At 64.8% G+C, this 20,950-nt stretch carries 35 protein-coding genes; all 35 read left to right on the forward strand.

What is annotated here, in order from left to right:
* Positions 1–218, forward strand: a 218-nt coding sequence (locus tag OCW50_RS29930) for an EF-Tu C-terminal domain-related protein (RefSeq protein ID WP_506323704.1), incomplete at its 5' end; no start/stop codon positions are given.
* Positions 219–285: 67 nt separating this feature from the next.
* A complete protein-coding gene (gene rpsJ / locus OCW50_RS29935) occupies positions 286–594 on the forward strand; it encodes a 30S ribosomal protein S10 (protein WP_009764298.1) in 309 nt (102 codons plus the stop codon).
* A gap of 47 nt (positions 595–641) precedes the next feature.
* A complete protein-coding gene (gene rplC / locus OCW50_RS29940; protein WP_262273001.1) occupies positions 642–1,370 on the forward strand; it encodes a 50S ribosomal protein L3 in 729 nt (242 codons plus the stop codon).
* On the forward strand, positions 1,370–1,990 hold the full coding sequence (rplD, locus tag OCW50_RS29945) for a 50S ribosomal protein L4 (protein ID WP_262273002.1): 621 nt from the start codon (positions 1,370–1,372) through the stop codon (positions 1,988–1,990). The genes rplC and rplD overlap by 1 nt, the downstream gene beginning before the upstream one ends.
* Complete coding sequence (locus OCW50_RS29950) at positions 1,987–2,283, forward strand: 50S ribosomal protein L23 (RefSeq protein WP_262273003.1); 297 nt, start codon at positions 1,987–1,989, stop codon at positions 2,281–2,283. The genes rplD and OCW50_RS29950 overlap by 4 nt, the downstream gene beginning before the upstream one ends.
* A gap of 20 nt (positions 2,284–2,303) precedes the next feature.
* Positions 2,304–3,140, forward strand: coding sequence for a 50S ribosomal protein L2 (gene rplB / locus OCW50_RS29955; protein ID WP_262273004.1), 837 nt, complete (start codon positions 2,304–2,306; stop codon positions 3,138–3,140).
* A 15-nt stretch (positions 3,141–3,155) separates the two neighbouring features.
* A complete protein-coding gene (gene rpsS / locus OCW50_RS29960) occupies positions 3,156–3,434 on the forward strand; it encodes a 30S ribosomal protein S19 (protein ID WP_009764303.1) in 279 nt (92 codons plus the stop codon).
* 1 nt (position 3,435) lies between these two features.
* Positions 3,436–3,816, forward strand: coding sequence for a 50S ribosomal protein L22 (rplV, locus tag OCW50_RS29965; protein ID WP_009764304.1), 381 nt, complete (start codon positions 3,436–3,438; stop codon positions 3,814–3,816).
* Between the two features lie 11 nt (positions 3,817–3,827).
* Positions 3,828–4,532 (forward strand): 30S ribosomal protein S3, encoded by a 705-nt coding sequence (gene rpsC / locus OCW50_RS29970; RefSeq protein ID WP_036358354.1) that lies wholly within the window; start codon positions 3,828–3,830, stop codon positions 4,530–4,532.
* A 24-nt stretch (positions 4,533–4,556) separates the two neighbouring features.
* Positions 4,557–4,970, forward strand: coding sequence for a 50S ribosomal protein L16 (rplP, locus tag OCW50_RS29975; RefSeq protein WP_009764306.1), 414 nt, complete (start codon positions 4,557–4,559; stop codon positions 4,968–4,970).
* Positions 4,971–4,980: 10 nt separating this feature from the next.
* Entirely contained in the window at positions 4,981–5,193 is a 213-nt protein-coding gene (gene rpmC / locus OCW50_RS29980; protein WP_262300109.1) for a 50S ribosomal protein L29, read from the forward strand.
* 11 nt (positions 5,194–5,204) lie between these two features.
* Positions 5,205–5,444 (forward strand): 30S ribosomal protein S17, encoded by a 240-nt coding sequence (rpsQ, locus tag OCW50_RS29985; protein WP_099511396.1) that lies wholly within the window; start codon positions 5,205–5,207, stop codon positions 5,442–5,444.
* Positions 5,445–5,608: 164 nt separating this feature from the next.
* Positions 5,609–5,977, forward strand: a complete 369-nt coding sequence (rplN, locus tag OCW50_RS29990; RefSeq protein ID WP_009764309.1) for a 50S ribosomal protein L14 — start codon at positions 5,609–5,611, stop codon at positions 5,975–5,977.
* Positions 5,977–6,294 (forward strand): 50S ribosomal protein L24, encoded by a 318-nt coding sequence (rplX, locus tag OCW50_RS29995; protein ID WP_173945698.1) that lies wholly within the window; start codon positions 5,977–5,979, stop codon positions 6,292–6,294. Before rplN ends, rplX begins: the two co-directional genes overlap by 1 nt.
* Positions 6,287–6,853 carry a 50S ribosomal protein L5 gene (gene rplE, locus OCW50_RS30000; RefSeq protein ID WP_173945697.1) on the forward strand — a complete coding sequence of 189 codons (567 nt, stop codon included), beginning with the start codon at positions 6,287–6,289 and terminating at the stop codon, positions 6,851–6,853. The genes rplX and rplE overlap by 8 nt, the downstream gene beginning before the upstream one ends.
* 39 nt (positions 6,854–6,892) lie before the next feature.
* Positions 6,893–7,198, forward strand: a complete 306-nt coding sequence (rpsN, locus tag OCW50_RS30005) for a 30S ribosomal protein S14 (RefSeq protein WP_036358373.1) — start codon at positions 6,893–6,895, stop codon at positions 7,196–7,198.
* A gap of 15 nt (positions 7,199–7,213) precedes the next feature.
* The gene (gene rpsH, locus OCW50_RS30010; protein ID WP_173945696.1) at positions 7,214–7,609 is read left to right on the forward strand and encodes a 30S ribosomal protein S8; all 396 of its coding nucleotides are present in this window, start codon (positions 7,214–7,216) and stop codon (positions 7,607–7,609) included.
* 37 nt (positions 7,610–7,646) lie between these two features.
* Complete coding sequence (gene rplF / locus OCW50_RS30015) at positions 7,647–8,180, forward strand: 50S ribosomal protein L6 (RefSeq protein ID WP_262300110.1); 534 nt, start codon at positions 7,647–7,649, stop codon at positions 8,178–8,180.
* Positions 8,181–8,192: 12 nt separating this feature from the next.
* On the forward strand, positions 8,193–8,555 hold the full coding sequence (gene rplR / locus OCW50_RS30020; protein WP_099511402.1) for a 50S ribosomal protein L18: 363 nt from the start codon (positions 8,193–8,195) through the stop codon (positions 8,553–8,555).
* A 64-nt stretch (positions 8,556–8,619) separates the two neighbouring features.
* Positions 8,620–9,189, forward strand: coding sequence for a 30S ribosomal protein S5 (rpsE, locus tag OCW50_RS30025; RefSeq protein ID WP_173945693.1), 570 nt, complete (start codon positions 8,620–8,622; stop codon positions 9,187–9,189).
* Positions 9,190–9,203: 14 nt separating this feature from the next.
* Positions 9,204–9,410: a 50S ribosomal protein L30 gene (gene rpmD / locus OCW50_RS30030; protein WP_173945692.1), complete on the forward strand. Its 207-nt coding sequence runs from the start codon at positions 9,204–9,206 to the stop codon at positions 9,408–9,410.
* Positions 9,411–9,420: 10 nt separating this feature from the next.
* Positions 9,421–9,894 carry a 50S ribosomal protein L15 gene (gene rplO / locus OCW50_RS30035; RefSeq protein WP_173945691.1) on the forward strand — a complete coding sequence of 158 codons (474 nt, stop codon included), beginning with the start codon at positions 9,421–9,423 and terminating at the stop codon, positions 9,892–9,894.
* A gap of 105 nt (positions 9,895–9,999) precedes the next feature.
* Positions 10,000–11,337: a preprotein translocase subunit SecY gene (gene secY, locus OCW50_RS30040; protein WP_262300111.1), complete on the forward strand. Its 1,338-nt coding sequence runs from the start codon at positions 10,000–10,002 to the stop codon at positions 11,335–11,337.
* 54 nt (positions 11,338–11,391) lie between these two features.
* Complete coding sequence (locus OCW50_RS30045; RefSeq protein WP_262273008.1) at positions 11,392–11,973, forward strand: adenylate kinase; 582 nt, start codon at positions 11,392–11,394, stop codon at positions 11,971–11,973.
* 195 nt (positions 11,974–12,168) lie between these two features.
* Entirely contained in the window at positions 12,169–12,537 is a 369-nt protein-coding gene (gene rpsM / locus OCW50_RS30050) for a 30S ribosomal protein S13 (protein WP_183450896.1), read from the forward strand.
* A 78-nt stretch (positions 12,538–12,615) separates the two neighbouring features.
* Entirely contained in the window at positions 12,616–13,005 is a 390-nt protein-coding gene (gene rpsK / locus OCW50_RS30055; protein WP_009764323.1) for a 30S ribosomal protein S11, read from the forward strand.
* Between the two features lie 89 nt (positions 13,006–13,094).
* Complete coding sequence (locus OCW50_RS30060; protein ID WP_262273010.1) at positions 13,095–14,117, forward strand: DNA-directed RNA polymerase subunit alpha; 1,023 nt, start codon at positions 13,095–13,097, stop codon at positions 14,115–14,117.
* Between the two features lie 120 nt (positions 14,118–14,237).
* Positions 14,238–14,660, forward strand: a complete 423-nt coding sequence (gene rplQ, locus OCW50_RS30065; RefSeq protein WP_262300112.1) for a 50S ribosomal protein L17 — start codon at positions 14,238–14,240, stop codon at positions 14,658–14,660.
* A 141-nt stretch (positions 14,661–14,801) separates the two neighbouring features.
* Entirely contained in the window at positions 14,802–16,208 is a 1,407-nt protein-coding gene (locus OCW50_RS30070) for a Do family serine endopeptidase (protein ID WP_262300113.1), read from the forward strand.
* The gene (locus OCW50_RS30075) at positions 16,205–16,651 is read left to right on the forward strand and encodes a GNAT family N-acetyltransferase (protein ID WP_262300114.1); all 447 of its coding nucleotides are present in this window, start codon (positions 16,205–16,207) and stop codon (positions 16,649–16,651) included. Before OCW50_RS30070 ends, OCW50_RS30075 begins: the two co-directional genes overlap by 4 nt.
* Complete coding sequence (locus OCW50_RS30080; protein ID WP_262300115.1) at positions 16,648–17,967, forward strand: replication-associated recombination protein A; 1,320 nt, start codon at positions 16,648–16,650, stop codon at positions 17,965–17,967. The genes OCW50_RS30075 and OCW50_RS30080 overlap by 4 nt, the downstream gene beginning before the upstream one ends.
* A 3-nt stretch (positions 17,968–17,970) precedes the next feature.
* Positions 17,971–18,357, forward strand: coding sequence for a fluoride efflux transporter CrcB (gene crcB, locus OCW50_RS30085; protein ID WP_262273015.1), 387 nt, complete (start codon positions 17,971–17,973; stop codon positions 18,355–18,357).
* Between the two features lie 43 nt (positions 18,358–18,400).
* Positions 18,401–19,663, forward strand: coding sequence for an RluA family pseudouridine synthase (locus tag OCW50_RS30090; RefSeq protein WP_262273016.1), 1,263 nt, complete (start codon positions 18,401–18,403; stop codon positions 19,661–19,663).
* 114 nt (positions 19,664–19,777) lie between these two features.
* Positions 19,778–20,239 carry a hypothetical protein gene (locus OCW50_RS30095; RefSeq protein ID WP_262273017.1) on the forward strand — a complete coding sequence of 154 codons (462 nt, stop codon included), beginning with the start codon at positions 19,778–19,780 and terminating at the stop codon, positions 20,237–20,239.
* A 120-nt stretch (positions 20,240–20,359) separates the two neighbouring features.
* Positions 20,360–20,950 (forward strand): GNAT family N-acetyltransferase, encoded by a 591-nt coding sequence (locus OCW50_RS30100; RefSeq protein WP_262300116.1) that lies wholly within the window; start codon positions 20,360–20,362, stop codon positions 20,948–20,950.

The following is a 20,950-nucleotide window of genomic DNA, read 5'->3' on the forward strand; positions in this document are numbered from 1 at the left end:
TCTTCGGCAACTACCGTCCGCAGTTCTACTTCCGCACGACGGACGTGACGGGCGTGGTGAAGCTGCCTGAGGGCACCGAGATGGTGATGCCGGGCGACAACATCACCATGGAAGTGGAGCTGATCGCTCCGATCGCCATGGAAGAGAAGCTGCGCTTCGCCATCCGCGAAGGCGGCCGTACCGTCGGCGCCGGCGTCGTCGCCGCCGTGATGGATTGATTTTAGAGGATCAAAGGACAGCGGCCGGGTTTCGGTCCGGCCGCTTCCCTTGTTGAATGGATAAGCCATGAACGGTCAAAACATTCGTATTCGCCTTAAGGCGTTCGACCACAGGATCCTCGACGCTTCGACACGGGAAATCGTGTCGACCGCGAAGCGGACCGGCGCTCAGGTTCGCGGGCCCATCCCGCTGCCGACGCGCATCGAGCGCTTTACGGTGCTTCGCTCGCCGCACATCGACAAGAAGTCGCGCGAGCAGTTCGAGATGCGCACTCACAAGCGTGTGCTCGATATCGTGGACCCCACCCCGCAGACGGTTGACGCTCTGATGAAGCTCGATCTCGCTGCTGGTGTGGACGTGGAAATCAAGCTCTGAGCCTTACGGCTTGGAGCCTTCGGTAGACACGCCGAGAGGATACGCACATGCGCTCAGGCGTCATTGCACAGAAAGTCGGGATGACCCGCATCTTCACGGATGCTGGCGAACATGTCCCGGTCACGGTTCTGAAGGTCGACAGCTGCCAGGTCGTCGCCCACCGGACCAAGGAGAAGAACGGCTACACCGCGCTGCAGGTCGGCGTCGGCAAGGCCAAGGTCAAGAACGTTTCCAAGGCCGAGCGCGGCAGTTTCGCCGTCGCCCAGGTCGAGCCGAAGCGCAAGCTCGCGGAGTTCCGCGTCTCCGAGGATGCTGTCATCCCGGTCGGCGCCGAGATCACCGCCGATCACTTCATTGCCGGTCAGTTCGTGGACGTCACGGGCATCACCACCGGTAAGGGCTTCGCCGGCGGCATGAAGCGCTGGAACTTCGGCGGATTGCGCGCCACGCACGGCGTGTCGGTCTCCCACCGGTCGATCGGTTCGACCGGCGGACGCCAGGATCCGGGCAAGACGTTCAAGAACAAGAAGATGCCGGGTCACCTGGGTGTCGAGCGCGTCACCACGCAGAACCTGCGTGTCGTGTCGACCGACGTCGAGCGCGGTCTGATCCTCGTCGAGGGCGCCGTACCGGGCGTCGCCGGCGGCTGGATCTTCGTCCGCGACGCGGTGAAGCGCAAGCTGCCGAAGGAAGTGCCGATGCCCGGCGCATTCCGCACCGGCAACGAGGCTGCGCCCGCCGCTCAGGCTGAGCAGGCCCAAGAGGAGAATGCGTGATGAAGCTTGATGTCACCACGCTCGAAGGCGCGAGCGCCGGATCGGTCGACCTGAACGAGGCCATTTTCGGTCTCGAGCCGCGCGCCGACCTGCTCGCCCGTTGCGTCCGCTGGCAGCTCGCCAAGCGCCAGGCCGGCACGCACGCCGTCAAGAATCGTTCGGACATCGACCGGACGACCAAGAAAGTCTACAAGCAGAAGGGCACCGGCAGCGCCCGTCACGGCGCCGCGAGCGCTCCCCAGTTCCGGGGCGGCGGTCGTGCCTTCGGCCCGCAGGTCCGCAGCCATGCGCATGACCTTCCCAAGAAGGTCCGCGCGCTTGCCCTGAAGCACGCGCTCTCGTCCAAGGCCAAGGACGCCTCGCTCGTCGTGATCGACGATGTGAAGCTCGCCGAGCCGAAGACGAAGGCTCTCGTCGAGCGCTTCGGCAAGCTCGGCCTCGGCAACGCGCTGATCATCGGCGGCGCCGAGATCGAGACGAACTTCCAGCGGGCTGCTCGCAACATCCCGAACATCGACGTCCTGCCGGTGCAGGGCATCAACGTCTATGACATCCTGCGTCGCGAGAAGCTCGTTCTCACGAAGTCGGCTGTCGATGCGCTGGAGGCGCGTTTCAAATGAGCCTGGACCCGCGCCATTACGATGTGATCGTAAGCCCGGTCATCACCGAGAAGGCCACGACCCTGTCCGAACAGAACAAGGTCGTCTTCAAGGTGCGGCTGGATGCGACGAAGCCGCAGATCAAGGAAGCGGTTGAGAAGCTGTTCGATGTCAAGGTGAAGAGCGTCAACACGCTCATCACCAAAGGCAAAGTGAAGATGTTCCGCGGCACCCGCGGCCAGCGGTCGGATGTGAAGAAGGCGGTTGTGACCCTCGCCGAGGGCCAGACCATCGACGTCACCACCGGCCTCTGATCGGACGAGAGAGTGATCCGATGGCTTTGAAGACTTTCAAACCAATCACCCCCGGCCTGCGCCAGCTGGTGATCGTCGACCGCAGCGAGCTCTACAAGGGCAAGCCGGTCAAGAAGCTGACGGAGGGCAAGAGCTCCTCCGGCGGCCGTAACAACCTGGGTCGCGTGACCGTCCGCTTCCGTGGCGGTGGACACAAGCGCACCCTGCGCCTGGTCGACTTCAAGCGTCGCGCCCGTCTGGGCGATGCGGCGACCGTGGAGCGGATCGAGTACGATCCGAACCGCACCGCCTTCATCGCGCTGATCCGCTACGCCGACGGCGAGCAGTCGTACATTCTGGCCCCGCAGCGTCTTGCTGTCGGCGATCAGGTGGCGGCCGGCGAGCAGGTCGACATCAAGCCGGGCAACGCGATGCCGATCGGCAACATGCCGGTGGGAACGATCATCCACAACGTGGAGCTCAAGATCGGCAAGGGCGCGGCACTCGCCCGCTCGGCCGGCACCTACGCTCAGATCGTGGGCCGTGACCAGGGCTACGTGACGATCCGCCTGAGCTCCGGCGAGCAGCGGCTGGTCCATGGCCAGTGCTTCGCCAGCGTCGGCGCGGTGTCGAACCCGGACCACATGAACACCTCGATCGGTAAGGCTGGTCGTAACCGCTGGCTCGGCAAGCGTCCGCACAACCGCGGCGTCGCCATGAACCCGATCGACCACCCGCACGGTGGTGGTGAGGGCCGCACGTCCGGTGGTCGCCATCCGGTGTCCCCGTGGGGCGTACCGACCAAGGGCAAGAAAACCCGTTCGAACAAGCGGACCGACAAGTTCATCGTGTCGAGCCGTCACGCTCGGAAGAAGTAAGGATAGAGGCACGTCATGGCACGTTCGCTTTGGAAGGGTCCGTTCGTCGACGGCTACCTCCTCAAGAAGGCCGAGGCTGCCCGTTCCTCGGGCCGCAACGAGGTTATCAAGATCTGGAGCCGCCGCTCCACGATCCTCCCGCAGTTCGTGGGCCTCACCTTCGGGGTCTACAACGGTCAGAAGCACATTCCCGTCTCCGTGAACGAGGAAATGGTGGGTCACAAGTTCGGCGAGTTCTCGCCGACCCGCACTTTCCACGGCCATGCGGCGGACAAGAAGGCGAAGAGGAAGTAAGATGGGTAAGGCCGCGACTCCTCGCGCACTGAGCGACACCGAGGCTCAAGCCGTCGCTCGCATGCTGCGCGTCAGCCCCCAGAAGCTCAACCTTGTTGCGGCCCTTATCCGCGGCAAGAAGGTTTCTGCAGCTCTCGCCGATCTCGAGTTCTCGCGCAAGCGCATCGCTCGCGACGTGAAGAAGTGCCTCGAGAGCGCCATTGCCAATGCCGAGAACAACCACAACCTGGATGTGGACGATCTCGTCGTCAGCCAGGCTTATGTCGGCAAGGCACTGGTCATGAAGCGCTTCCACGCCCGGGCCCGTGGCCGGGGTGCTCGTATCATGAAGCCGTTCTCGAACCTCACGATCGTGGTTCGGGAAGTTGCCGAACAGGCATAAAGGAGAACCAGATGGGTCAGAAAGTTAACCCGATCGGTCTTCGGCTCGGCATCAACCGGACCTGGGACTCGCGCTGGTTCGCCGGCAAGGGCGAGTACGCCAAGCTGATGCATGAGGACATGGCGATCCGCGAAGCTCTCATGAAGCAGCTGAAGCAGGCCGCCGTTTCGAAGATCGTCATCGAACGTCCGCACAAGAAGTGCCGCGTCACCATCCACTCGGGTCGCCCGGGCGTGGTGATCGGCAAGAAGGGTGCCGACATCGAGAAGCTGCGCAAGCTCGTCTCGAAGATGACCGACGCCGACGTGGCGATCAACATCGTCGAGGTCCGCAAGCCGGAAGTCGACGCCACGCTGGTGGCCGACTCGATCGCCCAGCAGCTCGAGCGCCGTGTCGCTTTCCGCCGCGCCATGAAGCGTGCCGTTCAGTCGGCCATGCGTCTGGGCGCCGAGGGCATCCGTATCAACTGCTCGGGCCGTCTGGGTGGCGCTGAAATCGCCCGCCTCGAATGGTACCGCGAAGGCCGCGTTCCGCTGCACACCCTGCGTGCGGATGTGGATTACGGAACGTCCACGGCCTTCACGACCTATGGCACCTGCGGCATCAAGGTCTGGATCTTCAAGGGCGAAATCCTTGAGCACGATCCGATGGCCCAGGACAAGCGGATGAACGACGAAGGAGGCCGCTCCGGTGGCCGCCGCGAGCAGGCGGCGTAACCGAGAGGTCAGGAGAGGTTTGCCATGTTGCAACCGAAGAAAACCAAGTTCCGTAAGCAGTTCAAGGGCCGCATTTCCGGCACCGCGAAGGGCGGCACGGACCTCAACTTCGGCCAGTTCGGCCTGAAGGCGATGGAGCCCGAGCGCGTCAACGCTCGTCAGATCGAGGCGGCTCGCCGCGCCATCACCCGCGCCATGAAGCGCGCGGGCCGGGTGTGGATCCGCATCTTCCCGGACGTGCCGGTTTCGACGAAGCCGACCGAAGTGCGTATGGGTAAGGGTAAGGGCGCTCCCGAGTACTGGGCGGCCAAGGTGAAGCCTGGCCGTATCATGTTCGAGATCGACGGCGTGCCGGAGGATATCGCCCGCGAGGCCCTTCGCCTCGGCGCCGCGAAGCTCCCGATCAAGACGCGCTTCATCCAGCGCATTGCCGAGTAAGGAGGGGATCATGAAGTCTAAGCAGAGAGCCTCCGACCTCAACGCGATGTCGCAGGACCAGCTGACGGACGAGCTGCTGAACCTGAAGAAGGAGCAGTTCAACCTCCGCTTCCAGCGCGCCACCGGCCAGCTCGAGAACACCGGACGTGTCCGCGAAGTCCGTCGGGACATCGCCCGCGTCAAGACGCTGCAGCGCCAGAAGGCCGCTGCCGCGAAGGTTTAAAGGGGATCAAGATGCCGAAGCGCGTTTTGCAGGGCGTCGTTGTCAGCGACAAGCAGGACAAGACGGTCGTTGTGAAGGTGGAACGCCGTTTCACGCACCCGGTCATGAAGAAGACCGTGCGTAAGACGAAGAACTACCATGCTCATGACGAGAACAACACAGCCAAGGTGGGCGACACGGTCTTCATCGAAGAGACCAAGCCGCTCTCCAAACTCAAGACCTGGGTGCTCGTCGACCAAGCGAAGGCTTAACAAAGCCTTCTCGAGGGGTTGTCAAACGGGGGCGGTTCGTGTATACGGCCGCCTCTCTCGACATTTGAAGGGCAGGGGACAAGAGATCCCCGTCAGGCGTAGTCCGGGGGGCAATCCTGCCTTGGCCCGGAAACCTGTCTGAAACAAAGGAAAGGATCAAAGCCATGATCCAGATGCAGACGAATCTTGACGTCGCCGATAACTCCGGCGCCCGTCGCGTGATGTGCATCAAGGTTCTCGGCGGTTCGAAGCGTAAGTACGCTTCCGTGGGCGATATCATCGTCGTATCCGTGAAAGAGGCTATTCCGCGCGGTCGCGTGAAGAAGGGCGATGTCATGAAGGCAGTCGTCGTTCGCACCGCGAAGGACATCCGCCGCGCTGACGGCTCGGTCATCCGCTTCGACCGCAACGCCGCCGTTCTGATCAACAATCAGAAGGAGCCGGTCGGCACCCGTATCTTCGGCCCCGTTCCGCGTGAACTGCGTGCCAAGAATCACATGAAGATCATTTCGCTTGCGCCGGAGGTGCTCTAATGGCCGCGAAGATCAAGAAGGGCGATAAGGTCGTCGTCCTGACCGGTCGCGACAAGGGCAAGACCGGTGAAGTCGTGCAGATGCTCCCGAAGGAAGAGCGCGCGGTCGTCCGCGGCGTCAACCTCGTGAAGCGTCACCAGCGCCAGACGGCGAACGCCGAGGGTGGCATCATCTCGAAAGAGGCGAGCATCCACCTGTCGAACCTGGCCTACGCGGACCCGAAGGACGGCAAGCCGACCCGGGTTGGTTTCAAAGTTCTCGAAGACGGCCGCAAGGTTCGTTTCGCCAAGCGTTCGGGGGACCTGATCGATGGCTAAGGCTCAGGTGGACGGCTACACGCCGCGGCTGAAGAAGCACTACGAGGAAGTGGTGCGTCCGAAGCTCATTGAAGAATTCGGCTACAAGAACCCTATGGAAGTGCCGACGATCGAGAAGATCGTGCTCAACATGGGTGTTGGCGAGTCGACCGCCGACTCGAAGAAGGCTTCGGTCGCTGCGGCTGACCTCGCTCTCATCGCCGGCCAGAAGCCGGTGATCACGAAGGCCCGCAAGGCGATCTCGCAGTTCAAGGTCCGCGAGAACATGCCGATCGGCGCCAAGGTCACGCTGCGCAAGGTTCGCATGTACGAGTTCCTTGACCGTCTCGTGACCATCGCTCTCCCGCGCGTCCGCGACTTCCGGGGCCTGAACCCCAAGTCGTTCGACGGCCGCGGCAACTACGCAATGGGTATCAAGGAGCACCTGGTGTTCCCTGAGATCAATTACGACAGGGTCGAGCAGGTTTGGGGCATGGACGTCGTCATCACCACCACGGCGAAGACCGACGAAGAAGCCCGCGCCCTGCTGCGTCACTTCAACTTCCCGTTCCGGCAGTGAGGATAGCTGTCCTCAAACGCGGACACTGGAGATAAAAGCATGGCTAAGAAAAGCGCTATTGAGAAGAACAAGCATCGTCGTGAGCTGGTGAAGAAGTTCGCCGGCCGCCGCGAGCGCCTCCTGGCGGTCGCCAACGACGAGTCGAAGTCCATGGAGGAGCGCTTCGAGGCGCGCCTCAAGCTGGCTGAGCTGCCGCGCAACGCGAGCAAGACCCGCATCCGCAATCGCTGCGAGATCACGGGCCGCCCGCGCGCCTACTACCGCAAGCTCGGCATGTCGCGCATCGCTCTGCGCGAACTGGGCAACAAAGGCCTGATCCCGGGCCTGGTGAAGTCGAGCTGGTAAGGGGGAGGGCATCATATGATCAACGATCCGTTGGGCGATATGCTCACCCGTATCCGCAACGCGCAGATGCGCCGTCGCGGGTCCGTCTCCACCCCTGGCTCGAAGCTCCGCGCTCGCGTCCTCGAGGTTCTCAAGTCCGAGGGCTACATCCGGGACTACTCGCAGACCGAGTTCGGCAACGGCCGGACGGAGTTCTCGATCGAGCTCAAGTATTATGACGGTCAGCCGGTGATCCGCTCCATCGAGCGTGTCTCCAAGCCCGGCCGCCGCGTGTATGCCTCCGTCGACACCATGCCTCGCGTGGCCGACGGACTGGGCATCACCATTCTCTCGACGCCCCAGGGCGTGATGGCCGATCACGAGGCCCGTGAGAAGAACGTGGGCGGCGAAGTGCTCTGCAAGGTCTTCTAAGACCGAAGCACCCGCACAGAACCACGGAGATTCGAAAATGTCCCGAGTAGGCAAGAAGCCCGTTACGGTTCCGTCAGGTGTGACGGCTACCGTTGACGGTCAGATGGTGAAGGTTAAGGGCGCGAAGGGCGAACTCTCGTTCCTCGTCCCCGAAGAAGTGTCGGTTGTTCTTGAGAACGGCGCCGTGTCGGTGAACCCGCGCGACGAGTCCAAGACGGCCCGTGCGAAGTGGGGCATGTCCCGCGCCCAGGTGGCGAACCTGGTCGAAGGCGTGTCGAAGGGCTTCGAGAAGCGCCTCGAGATCAACGGCGTCGGCTACAAGGCCGCCGTTGCCGGCAAGGTGCTGAAGCTGTCGCTGGGCTACAGCCACGATATCGACTACGCGATCCCGGCCGGCGTGACGATCACGACGCCGCGTCCCACGGAAGTCGTCGTCGCCGGCATCGACAAGCAGGTCGTCGGCCAGACCGCCGCCGAGATCCGCGAATACCGCGGTCCGGAGCCCTACAAGGGCAAGGGCGTCAAGTACTCCGACGAGTTCATCTTCCGCAAGGAAGGCAAGAAGAAGTAAGGACGACGTATCATGGCTGAGAAGAAAGGCGCTGAAGATCGCCGCAAGGCTCGTGTGCGCCGTGCGATCAAGAAGGCAGCGAATGGCCGTCCGCGTTTGTCGGTCTTCCGTTCGTCCAAGCAGATCTACGCCCAGGTTATCGACGACGTGCGCGGCCATACGGTCGCCTCGGCTTCGACTCTCGAGGCTGACGTGAAGGGCAAGCTCAAGACCGGCGCCACGGTGGACGCGGCGAAGGAAGTGGGCAAGCTCGTTGCCGAGCGCGCGGTTCAGGCCGGCGTGAAGCAGGTCATCTTCGACCGCTCGGGCTACCTCTATCACGGCCGCGTCAAGGCTCTCGCCGACGCTGCCCGTGAGGGCGGTCTGGATTTCTAACGGCGGGTATAATCCAAGCAATCCTTAGCGAGCGGGCCCGCCGCCCGCGCAAGTGAGAGGTCTCATGGCTAGAGAACCCAGAGAACGTGCTGATCGCGAAGAGCGCGACAGCGAATTCGTGGACCGCCTGGTCCACATCAACCGAGTCGCCAAAGTCGTGAAGGGCGGCCGTCGCTTCGGCTTCGCAGCCCTCGTCGTCGTCGGCGACCAGAAGGGCCGCGTCGGCTTCGGCCACGGCAAGGCCCGTGAGGTGCCTGAGGCGATCCGCAAGGCGACCGATGCCGCCAAGCGGTCCATGATCCGCGTCGCCCTGCGCGAGGGCCGCACGCTCCACCACGACGTGAACGGCCGCCACGGCGCCGGCAAGGTCGTGCTGCGTGCCGCTCCCCAGGGTACCGGCATCATCGCGGGCGGCCCCATGCGCGCCGTCTTCGAAGTGGTGGGCATGCAGGACGTGGTCGCCAAGTCGCTCGGCTCGTCGAACCCCTACAACCTCGTGCGCGCCACCTTCGATGCGCTCAAGAACGAGGACAGCCCGCGTTCGGTCGCCGCGCGCCGTGGCCTGAAGGTCTCGACGCTGCAGGCTCGCCGCCGCGACGCGGATGCCAGCGAAGTCGCTGGCGCTGAAGCGTAAGGGAGGCTTTGACCATGGCAAAGAATCCTGCTTCGGCTGGGAAGACCGTCACCGTTGAGCAGATCGGCTCGCCGATCCGCCGCGAGGCCAAGCAGCGCCAGACGCTGATCGGCCTCAGGCTCAACAAGCTTCACCGTACCTCGACCTTGGAAGACACGCCGGCTGTGCGCGGCATGATCGAGAAGGTCAAGCACCTCGTGCGCGTTGTCGACGGGCAGTGAGGAGAGCGTCATGAAACTCAACGAAATTCGTGACAACGAAGGTTCCACCAAGAACCGCATGCGCGTGGGCCGTGGTATCGGCTCGGGCAAGGGCAAGACCGGTGGCCGCGGCGTGAAGGGCCAGAAGGCTCGTACCGGCGTGGCGATCAAGGGCTTCGAAGGCGGTCAGATGCCTCTGCACCGTCGTCTGCCGAAGCGCGGCTTCAACAAGCCGAACGCCATCGACCTGAACGAGGTCAATGTCGGGCGCATTCAGCAGGCCATCGAGGCCGGCAAGCTCGACACGGGCGCTCCGGTCACGGTCGAGACGCTGGTTGCGGCCGGCGTGGTGTCCAAGCCGCGCGACGGCGTGAAGATCCTCGGCGTCGGCGAACTCACGGCGAAGCTTTCCTTCCAGGTCTACGGCGCGTCCAAGTCGGCCGTCGAAGCGATCGAGAAGGCTGGTGGCTCGGTCACCCTCCTGGGTGCCGTTGCGCAGGCGTGAGCCCGCGCCCACATTGACTAAGATCCAAGCGGCGGCCCGCGTCTGATCGCGTGGCCGCCGTTTGCGTGATGACCGTCACGTATCAGGTATTTCGGGGACACCACTATGGCCTCAGCAGCCGAGCAACTCGCGGCAAACATCAATTTCGGCGCCATCGCGAAGGCCGATGAGCTGAAGAAGCGCATCTGGTTCACGCTGGGCGCGCTCATCGTCTACCGTCTCGGCACCTACATCCCGCTGCCCGGAATCGATCCGGAGGCTCTCCGGCAGAGCTTCCAGGGCGCCAGCGGGGGCGTGCTCGGCCTCTTCAACATGTTCTCGGGCGGCGCCGTGGAGCGCATGGCGATCTTCGCCCTGAACATCATGCCGTACATCTCGGCCTCGATCATCATCCAGCTCCTCACCTCCGTCCTGCCGTCCCTCGAGGCACTCAAGAAGGAAGGCGAGGCGGGTCGCAAGATCCTGAATCAGTACACCCGGTATCTGACCGTGTTCCTGGCCGTGTTCCAGTCCTGGGGCATCGCCGTCGGACTGCAGAGCTCGGGCACCATCGTGCAGTCGCCAGGGCCCTTCTTCCTCGTCTCGACCGTGATCACCCTGACCGGCGGAACCATGTTCCTCATGTGGCTGGGCGAGCAGATCACGTCGCGCGGCATCGGCAACGGCACGTCTCTGATCATCTTCGCCGGCATCGTGGCCAACTTGCCGACGGCGATCGCCGGGACCCTCGAGCTTGGCCGCCAGGGCGCGATCTCGACGGGCCTGATCCTCGGCGTCATCGTGATGGCGGTTGCCATCATCTACTTCGTGGTGTTCATGGAGCGCGCCCAGCGCCGCCTGCTGATCAACTATCCGAAGCGCCAGGTCGGCAACCGGATGTACGAGGGCCAGACCTCGTTCCTGCCGCTCAAGCTGAACACCTCGGGCGTCATCCCGCCGATCTTCGCGTCGTCGCTGCTGCTGCTGCCGGCTACCATCGCGAGCTTCCAGACGAACACGGACGGGACCGGCTTCATCTCGATGCTGACCGCGTATCTCGGGCACGGGCGTCCCGCCTACATGTTCCTGTACGCGGCCCTGATCGTGTTCTTCGCCTTCTTCTATACGGCGATCGTGTTCAATCCGACCGAGACGGCCGACAACCTGAAGAAGCAGGGCGGCTTCATTCCGGGCATCCGCCCGGGTGAGCGCACCGCCGACTTCATCGACCAGGTGCTGACGCGCATCACCGTGCTGGGCGCGGCCTACCTGGTGATCATCTGCCTGATTCCCGAACTGCTGGTATCCTACGCGGCTTTGCCATTCTACTTTGGCGGCACTTCGCTTCTGATCGTCGTGTCTGTTACGATGGATACCGTCGCTCAGGTGCACGGTCATCTCTTGGCCCACCAGTACGAGGGCCTCGTCAAGAAGGCGAAGCTCAAGGGCGCACGGAGACGCTAAGGTTCAACGTCTCGCCTGCAGGCGAGCATGTTCGACGAAGTCAGGGGGACGTCGATGAGGATGATTCTGCTGGGGCCGCCGGGGGCCGGAAAAGGCACTCAGGCCGTCCGTCTGGTCGATCGGCTGGGTATTCCCCAGCTTTCGACGGGGGACATGCTCCGCGCAGCCGTGGCGGCCGGCACGCCGGTCGGCCTGAAGGCCAAGGCCGTCATGGACCGCGGCGATCTCGTGTCGGACGAGATCGTCGTCGGCATCATCGCCGACCGGATCGAGGAGGCGGATGCCAGGAACGGCTTCATCCTCGACGGCTTCCCGAGGACGGTGGCCCAGGCCGAGGCCTTCGACGCCATGCTGGCCGCCAAGGGCCTCAAGCTCGACGCGGTCATCGAGTTCAAGGTGAACGAGGCTGAGCTCGTCGACCGGATCGTCAAGCGCGCCCGGGAGACCGAGGCACGGGGCGAGCCGGTCCGCAAGGACGACAATCCGGACGTGTTCAAGACCCGGCTCGAGGCCTACCGGACCCAGACGGCCCCGCTTTCGGCCTATTACGAGGGCAAGGGCATGCTCAAGACCGTGGACGGCATGAGGCCGATCGACGAGGTGACCGAGGCGGTCAAGGGAATCATCGGGCGCTGAACACAAGGGCTTGACGAACGGGTTAATTTCCGTTAGGGGCAAGCTCTTGCACAAGAACCTGCATATCCAGAGGGCTTCCTGAGGGGCCGCTCTGGTTTGCCGTGTTTTGCATAAGTAACCCGCGCAGGGGCCGGCCTCCACCGGACGCGCGACAACCAAAACCCGAAGCATCTGCTTCCCACATGGAGACGGACAATGGCCCGTATCGCAGGCGTCAACATCCCGACCGCCAAGCGCGTTGTGATCGCGCTTCAGTACATCCACGGCATTGGGCCCAAGAAGGCCCAGGAGATCATCGAGAAGGTCAACATCCCGGCCGAGCGCCGCGTGAACCAGCTGACCGACGCCGAAGTTCTGGCCATCCGCGAGACGATCGACCGCGACTACATCGTGGAAGGCGATCTGCGCCGCGAAGTGTCCATGAACATCAAGCGCCTCATGGATCTCGCCGCCTACCGTGGCCTGCGCCACCGCCGCAGTCTTCCGGTCCGCGGCCAGCGCACCCACACGAACGCCCGCACCCGCAAGGGCAAGGCGAAGCCGATCGCCGGCAAGAAGAAGTAAGTTTTTCCGGCCATCCGCCACGGGTGGCCTTTTCTCCCGAGCGCCTGGAACGACGGGCGCGCTTGAAGGATCTCTGGAATGGCTAAAGAAGCTACCCGCGTCCGCCGCCGCGAACGCAAGAACATCGTCTCCGGCGTGGCGCATGTGAACGCCTCGTTCAACAACACCATGATCACCATCACCGACGCCCAGGGCAACACGATCTCCTGGTCCTCGGCCGGCGCCATGGGGTTCAAGGGTTCGCGCAAGTCGACCCCGTACGCGGCGCAGATCGCCGCCGAAGATGCGGCCCGCAAGGCTGCCGAGCACGGCATGCGCACCCTCGAGGTCGAGGTGTCGGGTCCCGGTTCCGGCCGCGAGTCCGCCCTGCGCGCGCTCCAGTCGGCCGGCTTCACCGTCACGTCGATCCGTGACGTGACGCCGATCCCGCACAACGGCTGCCGCCCGCGCAAGCGTCGCCGCGTCTAAGGTTATCCGGCGCGTGGGTCCAAAGCCCACGCGCGTTCCGGTTTAAAGGGCTGGCCGCACGCCTCCCTTCAAGCCGTACCTCATGAGGTGTGGTTGTGATCCAAAAGAACTGGCAAGAGCTGATTAAGCCGAACAAGCTTGAAGTCGCCCCCGGTGACGATCCGAAGCGCATTGCGACGGTCGTGGCCGAGCCGCTCGAGCGCGGCTTCGGCACGACGCTCGGCAACTCCCTGCGCCGGGTCCTCCTGTCGTCGCTCCAGGGCGCGGCCGTGACGGCGATCCATATCGACGGCGTGCTGCACGAGTTCTCGTCCATCCCGGGCGTCCGTGAGGACGTGACCGACATCGTCCTCAACGTGAAGACGATCGCCATCAAGATGCAGGGCGAGGGCGCGAAGCGCATGACGCTCCGCAAGACCGGTCCTGGCGCCGTCACCGCCGGCGACATCAACACCATCGGCGACGTGCAGATCCTGAATCCCGAGCTCGTGCTCTGCACGCTCGACGAGGGCGCCGAGATCCGCATGGAGTTCACGGTCGATACCGGCAAGGGCTATGTCCCGGCCGAGCGCAACCGCAACGAGGACGCCCCGATCGGCCTCATCCCGGTCGACTCGCTCTACAGCCCGGTGAAGAAGGTCTCCTATCGCATCGAGAACACCCGTGAGGGCCAGATTCTCGACTACGACAAGCTGATCATGACGGTCGAGACGAACGGCGCCGTGACCCCTGAGGATGCCGTGGCCTATGCCGCCCGCATCCTGCAGGACCAGCTCCAGGTCTTCGTCAACTTCGAGGAGCCGCGCAAGGAAGAGGCCGCCGCCGCTGCGCCGCAGCTGCCGTTCAACCCGGCTCTCCTCAAGAAGGTGGACGAGCTCGAGCTGTCGGTCCGTTCGGCGAACTGCCTGAAGAACGACAACATCGTCTATATCGGCGACCTGATCCAGAAGTCCGAGGCGGAGATGCTCCGTACCCCGAACTTCGGCCGCAAGTCGCTCAACGAGATCAAGGAAGTTCTGGCCGGCATGGGCCTGCACCTCGGCATGGACGTGCCGGGCTGGCCGCCGGAGAACATCGAAGACCTCGCGAAGCGCTTCGAAGAGCACTACTAGGTTCGGGGGAGCCGCCGCCGACAGGCGGCGGCTCCCTCATCTGCCCCACCCGAAGGGTGGTGAATCAAGAGAGACGGTCCGTCCCTTGGCACGGCGGCCGGAACATCAAGGAGAAAGCCAATGCGTCACGGATTTCGTGGTCGTCGCTTCAACCGTACGACCGAGCACCGCAAGGCCATGTTCGCCAATATGGCGGCTGCGCTGATCAAGCACGAGCAGATCGTCACGACCCTGCCGAAGGCGAAGGACCTGCGTCCCGTCGTCGAGAAGCTCATCACCCTCGGGAAGCGCGGCGACCTTCACGCCCGCCGCCTCGCCCAGTCCAAGCTGCGCGATGAGGCCATGGTGAAGAAGCTGTTCGACGTGCTGGGGAAGCGCTACCAGGATCGCAACGGCGGCTACACCCGCGTCCTGAAGGCGGGCTTCCGCTACGGCGACAATGCTCCGCTGGCCGTGATCGAGTTCGTGGACCGCGACGTGGATGCGCGCGGCCAGGATTCGGGCCCGACCCAGAAGGACGAGCTCGTCGAGGCAGCCGAGTAAGCCTCGGCTCCGGAGATTTCATCAAGGGCGGTCTTCGGGCCGCCCTTTTTGTTTGAAACGGTCGACCTGACGTTGCGGAACTTGGTATTTCAGGCTCCGCGCTCTATCGAATGACCCCGCCGACCAAAGGATTCGCCCGCTATGCGCTCTTCGCCTTTTCGCCTGTCACTGACCGCTCTTCTGCTCGCGCTCGGGGTCGCGGGAGCGAAGGCTCAGACGCAGCGGGTGGCTCCCGAGAGCAAGGCTCAGGTCCAGCTCTCCTTCGCGCCCGTCGTGCGGCAGACGGCCGGGTCCGTCGTGAACGTCTATGCCAGCCGCTCGGAGCGCCGGCAGAACGCCGCCATGGAGGACTACTTCCGCCGCTTCTTCGGCGACAACGCCCCGGGGGTTCCGCGTGGCCGGTCCCAGAGTTCCCTCGGCTCCGGGGTCATCGTCGATCCGTCCGGGCTCGTGATCACCAACAACCATGTGATCGAGAACATGAACGAGGTGAAGGTCGCCCTCGCGGACCGGCGGGAATTCGCCGCCGACATCCTGCTGCGCGATCCGCGCACCGACATCGCCGTGCTCAAGCTCAAGGACGCCACGAACCTTCAGGCCATCGAGCTCGGCGATTCCGAGGCCCTTCAGGTCGGCGATCTCGTGCTGGCCATCGGCAACCCCTTCGGTGTCGGCCAAACGGTGACGCAGGGGATCGTGTCGGCGCTGGCGCGCACGCAGGTCGGCATCTCCGACTACCAGTTCTTCATCCAGACGGATGCCGCCATCAACCCGGGCAATTCGGGCGGCGCTCTCATCGACATGAACGGCCGGGTCGTCGGCATCAACACGGCGATCTATTCCCGGTCGGGCGGCAGCATCGGCATCGGCTTCGCCGTGCCGTCGAGCATGGTCCGGGTGGTGCTGAACTCCGCCAAGGGCGGCGCGAAGAACGTGGTGCGGCCTTGGCTCGGCGCGCGGCTCCAGCCGGTGGACGGCGACATTGCCAATGGCCTGGGCCTCGAGCGCCCGACAGGCGTCCTGGTGACCGCCGTCTACGACAAGGGACCCGCCGCCGAGGCCGGTCTCAAGCGCGGCGACGCGATCCTGCTGGTCGACGGGCAGCCGGTCGACAACCCGGATTCCTTCGGCTACCGCTTCACCCTCAAGGGCACCCAGGGCCAGGCCCCGCTGACCGTTCTGCGGGGCGGCAAGCAGACGACCGTCCAGGTCAGGCTGATGCCGCCGCCCGAAAACCCGCCCAGGGAACCGGTGCGCGGGAAGGCCCGCACGCCGTTCGCCGGCGCGACCCTCGTGAACATGTCGCCGGCCGTCGCGGACGAGCTTCAGATCGAGATCGCCGACGATGGCGTGGTCGTGGCGGATCTTGAGGATCGCAGCGTCGCGGCCGGCGTGGGCTTCGAGAAGGGTGACCAGATCGTCGCCATCAACGGCGAACGCCTTGCCTCGACGAAGGATGCCGACCGCCTGATCAATCGCAATGGCGGTTATTGGGAGATCACCGTCAACCGGGGCGGGCGCGTCTTCACGACGGTGCTCGGCCGGTGAGCGCCTGGACCATCTCGAACGACCTCACGCGGCAGGACGTCGAGACCGCCTATCGCTGGATATCGGCCGAGAGCTACTGGGCGAAGGGATTGCCGCGGGACATTTTCGAGCGGTCCGTCGAGAATTCCTTGTGCTTCGGCCTCCATGTCGCCGCAGGCGATCTCCGGGGCTTCGCCAGGGTCGTGACCGATCGCGCCACGTTCGCCTATCTCTGCGACGTCTATGTCTGCGCCTCTGTCCGAGGGCAGGGCGCCGGCAAGGCCCTGATCCGGGCGATCATGGATCATCCCGAGCTGCAGCTTCTCCGGCGCTGGATGCTCGTGACGCGGGATGCCCACAGGCTTTATGAGCCGTTCGGCTTCCAAACCCCGGAAAATCCTGAAAGACTCATGGTGCGGCTGGACCCCGACGTCTACGCCCGCTTGAGCTCTGCATCATCATGAGCGATCTGTTCTCATCTGCCGGCCTGGACCGGAATGCGCCCCGTCCCCTGGCGGACCGGATGCGTCCGACCACGCTGTCCGAGGTGGTGGGCCAGGATCACCTGGTCGGACCCGACGGCATCCTGACCCGGCTCATCGCGTCCAGGACGCTGGGATCCCTCATCTTCTGGGGGCCGCCCGGTACCGGCAAGACCACCGTGGCGCGGCTGCTCGCCCACGAGACGGATCTCCATTTCGAGCAGATCTCGGCGATCTTTTCCGGCGTGGCGGACCTCAAGAAGGTCTTCGAGGCGGCGCGCCATCGCCGCTCCACCGGAAAGGGCACGCTGCTCTTCGTCGATGAGATCCACCGCTTCAACCGGGCCCAGCTCGACGCCTTCCTGCCGGTGATGGAAGACGGCACCATCACGCTCGTGGGGGCGACCACCGAGAACCCGTCCTTCGAGCTGAATGCGGCGCTGCTCTCCCGCGCCCGCGTGCTTCTCTTCAGGTCTCTCGACGAAACGGCCATCGGGCAGATTCTGGCCCGGGCCGAGGAGGTGACGGGGAAAGGCCTGCCGCTCGACGCCGAGGCGAGGGCGTCCCTCGTGCGGATGGCGGACGGGGACGGGCGGGCTGTCCTGACGCTCGCCGAGGAGGTCTGGCGCTCGGCGAAGCCCGGCGAGGTCTTCGACGCGGAGCAGCTGCAGGAGATCATCCAGCGCCGCGCCCCGATCTACGACAAGGGCCAGGAGGGCCATTACAACCTCATCTCGGCCCTGCACAAAACCATCCGCGGCTCGGATCCCGATGCGGCGCTCTACTACCTGACCCGGATGCTCGACGCAGGCGAGGACCGGCTCTTTATCGCGCGCCGGCTGGTGCGGGCCGCCGTGGAGGATATCGGCATGGCCGATCCGCAGGCGCTGGTCATCGCCAACGCGGCCAAGGATGCCTTCGATTTCCTCGGCTCCCCGGAGGGGGAACTGGCGCTCGCGCAGGCGGCCGTCTATCTCGCCACTGCGCCGAAATCGAACGCGCTCTATACCGCCTACAAGGCCGCCACCCGGGTGGCGAAGGAGCACGGCTCCCTCATGCCGCCCAAGACCATTCTGAATGCTCCGACCAAGCTCATGAAGCAGATCGGCTACGGCGAGAGCTACGCCTACGATCACGACGAGCCGGATGCCTTCTCCGGCCAGGATTACTGGCCCGAGAAGCTGGGGCGGCAGGAATTCTACGACCCGGTGGACCGCGGCTTCGAGCGGGAGATCCGGAAGCGGCTGGAGTGGTGGGAGAGGCTGCGGAAGGAGCGGCGCGGCGGGAATGGCGAATAGCTGATGAAGGCCTACTTCCTCGTCTTCCTCGGTGCCGGGATCGGCGGCGCGCTCCGGCATGGTGTCAACCTGGGGTGCGCGCGCTACTGCGGCACGGCATTTCCCTGGGGGACGCTCACGGTCAACGTCGTCGGTTCCTTCATCATGGGGCTCCTCGCCGGATGGCTCGCCTTCAAGGCCGGCGAGAACTGGAGCCAGCCGCTCCGCTTGTTCCTGACCACCGGGATCCTTGGCGGCTTCACCACCTTCTCGGCTTTTTCCCTCGATGCGGTGCTGATCTGGGAAAGGGGGCAGGCCGGGATTGCGGCAACCTATGTCATCGCGTCGGTCATTCTCTCCATCGCAGGATTGGCCGTCGGTCTCGGGTTGATCCGGGCGGTCTCCGCCTAAACCTCGATTGCCGCCCGCGCGGCGCTCTGGTACCCACAGATCCATGAGAAAAAGCGGTTCAGGACAGAATGGCGCCCGCGGCGGGCGCTCGGGTGCCCGGCAGGGTTTTCGCTCGCGCGAGGACAAGCCCGCCCGCAAGGCGGCTCCGGCGAAGCAGCGCACGGCGAAATCGGCGCCTGCCAAGACGCGCGCGCCATCGGCCCAGCGCGAGAATCCGGCCGCACGTTCCAAGCCGATGGCGCCCGGTGCGACGGAAGCTCCCCGCGGGCCGACCCGGGCTCAGGCCAAGGCGGCCGCCCAGGAGGTGCTGGCGACCGGCGTTCAGACACTCGTGGTCGAGCCGGACGAGGCCGACATGCGCGTCGACCGTTTCCTGGTCGCCCGGTTCCCGCAGCTCGCCTTCACTCATATCCAGCGTATCGTCCGGAAAGGGGAGCTGCGCATCGACGGCAAGCGCGCGCAGCCGAACGAGCGTCTGGTGGCCGGCCAGAAGGTCCGCGTGCCGCCCCTGAAGCTCGATCAGCCGCGGCCGGTCTCCCGGAGCGCGGCCAAGGACCAGGACGACCGCGACTTCCTGAAGTCGATCACGCTCTACGAGGACAAGGACGTTCTCATCATCAACAAGCCCATGGGGCTCGCGGTCCAGGGCGGCTCGGGCACCAAGCGGCATGTGGACGGGATGCTCGACGCTCTGACCGACGAGGACGGGCAGAAGCCGCGGCTGGTGCATCGTCTCGACAAGGACACGGCCGGCTGCCTCGTCATCGCCAAGACGCGCTTTGCCGCGTCCACCATGGCGAAGTCCTTCCGTGCCCGCACCACCCGCAAGATCTATTGGGCGCTCGTGGCCGGAGTGCCCCGGGTGCGCCAGGGGCGGGTCTCGACCTATCTCGCCAAGGAAGGCGACGAGGGCGATTCCCGCATGCGCGTCGCCCGGCACGGGGACGAGGGTGCAAGCCATGCGCTGACCTATTACGCCGTGGTCGATACGGCCGCGCAGAAGCTCGCCTGGCTGTCGCTGAAGCCGGTCACGGGCCGCACGCACCAGCTGCGCGCCCACACGGCCCATATCGGGCACCCGATCGTCGGCGACCCGAAATATTTCGACATCGAGAACTGGGAGCTTCCCGGCGGCATCCAGAACAAGCTGCATCTCCTGGCGCGCCGCATCGTCATCGCGCATCCGCGGACCGGAAAGCCCATCGACGTGACGGCGCCGCTGCCCCCGCACATGCAGCAGAGCTTCAACCTGCTCGGGCTCGACACGAGCCGTTACGACCCCATCGTCGAGGCGCCTGAAGAGTAGCCTCCATACCTCCTTCGCTCTCCCTCCCTGTCGCACTTTCGCCGCGCATGACGCGCAGCATCGAGCGTCTCGTCAGCCTTTCGGCTGTCTGAGTGATGGGCAGGGAGGAGATCGATGGAACACAAGCCTCTTGATCAGCTCCGTAGCGTAGCCGACGTTCAGCCGAGACCGTTGTCCCGCGAGGAACGACTCCAGCGGTGGATCGATCTGCTTGAAGCGGATCCCAAGCGCCGCCTCAGCTCCCTTGGCGAAATCGAGTACAAGCCGCCGGCGGAGCGCGCGCTGCTCCGCGAGGACAACTCGCCGCTCTCGGTGGCCTATGAGGACCCCGTGCTGCGCGCGGACGGATTGTCGAGCGACCGGCTCGGTGACGCCATGCGCTACTTCGCCCTGTCGGATGGCCAGGCTCACTACGCCCTTTGCTCCTGCCTGAGCGGCCATGCGATCGAGGCCGGGACCTGCGCTCAGCGGCTTCGCAACGCCACGGGCAATGTCGCTTGGGAATCCGCAGCCGGCGCCTGGCTTCTGGCCGCTCTCGCAGTCAGCCTGCCGGGCCTCGTCTACCTGCTGAGCTGAGCGGGATCGAACCCTGGATGAGCGCATCGGGAGGCGGAGAGGCCTCCTGATGGCGCCTTGACCATTGCGAGCGGCCGCTGAATCGGGGACAAAGCGGGACACCGCAAAGGCGCTTTCCCCATGCTGCACATCGAGCCTGTCACCCTTTCCACCGACCGTTTGACCTTGCGCCCTTTGAGCCTCGCCGACGTGCCCGCTCTGGGCGTGGCCGCCGCCGACGGCGAACTCTGGGACAAGAAGACCACGACCGTGCCCCGGCCCGAGGGCTTCGAGGCCTATGTGCAGAAGGCCCTGGAGCTTCAGGCGGCCGGCCTTGCCCTGCCGTTCGCCACGGTGGTGAACGATAGCGGCCGGGTTGTCGGCTCGACACGCTACATGAACATCGATGCCGTCAACCACCGGGTCGAGATCGGAACCACCTGGATCGCCAGGTCCTGGCAGCGGACCTTCGTCAACACCCATGCGAAGTTCCTCATGCTGCGGCACGCGTTCGAGGTGCTGGGCTGTCTTGCGGTCGAGATCCGCACCCATGCCCGCAACGACCAGTCCCGCGCCGCCATCGAGCGCCTCGGCGCCAAGCTCGACGGGATCCTGCGGCGGCACATGATCATGCCCGACGGCCATATCCGCGATACCGCGGTCTACAGCATCCTCCAGGAGGAGTGGCCGGCGGTGAAGGCCGGCCTCGAGGGGAAGATGGCCTCGGCCTGA

The sequence above is a fragment of the Microvirga sesbaniae genome (genome assembly GCF_025460805.1).
In the GTDB taxonomy this organism is placed as follows: Bacteria; Pseudomonadota; Alphaproteobacteria; order Rhizobiales; family Beijerinckiaceae; genus Microvirga; species Microvirga sesbaniae.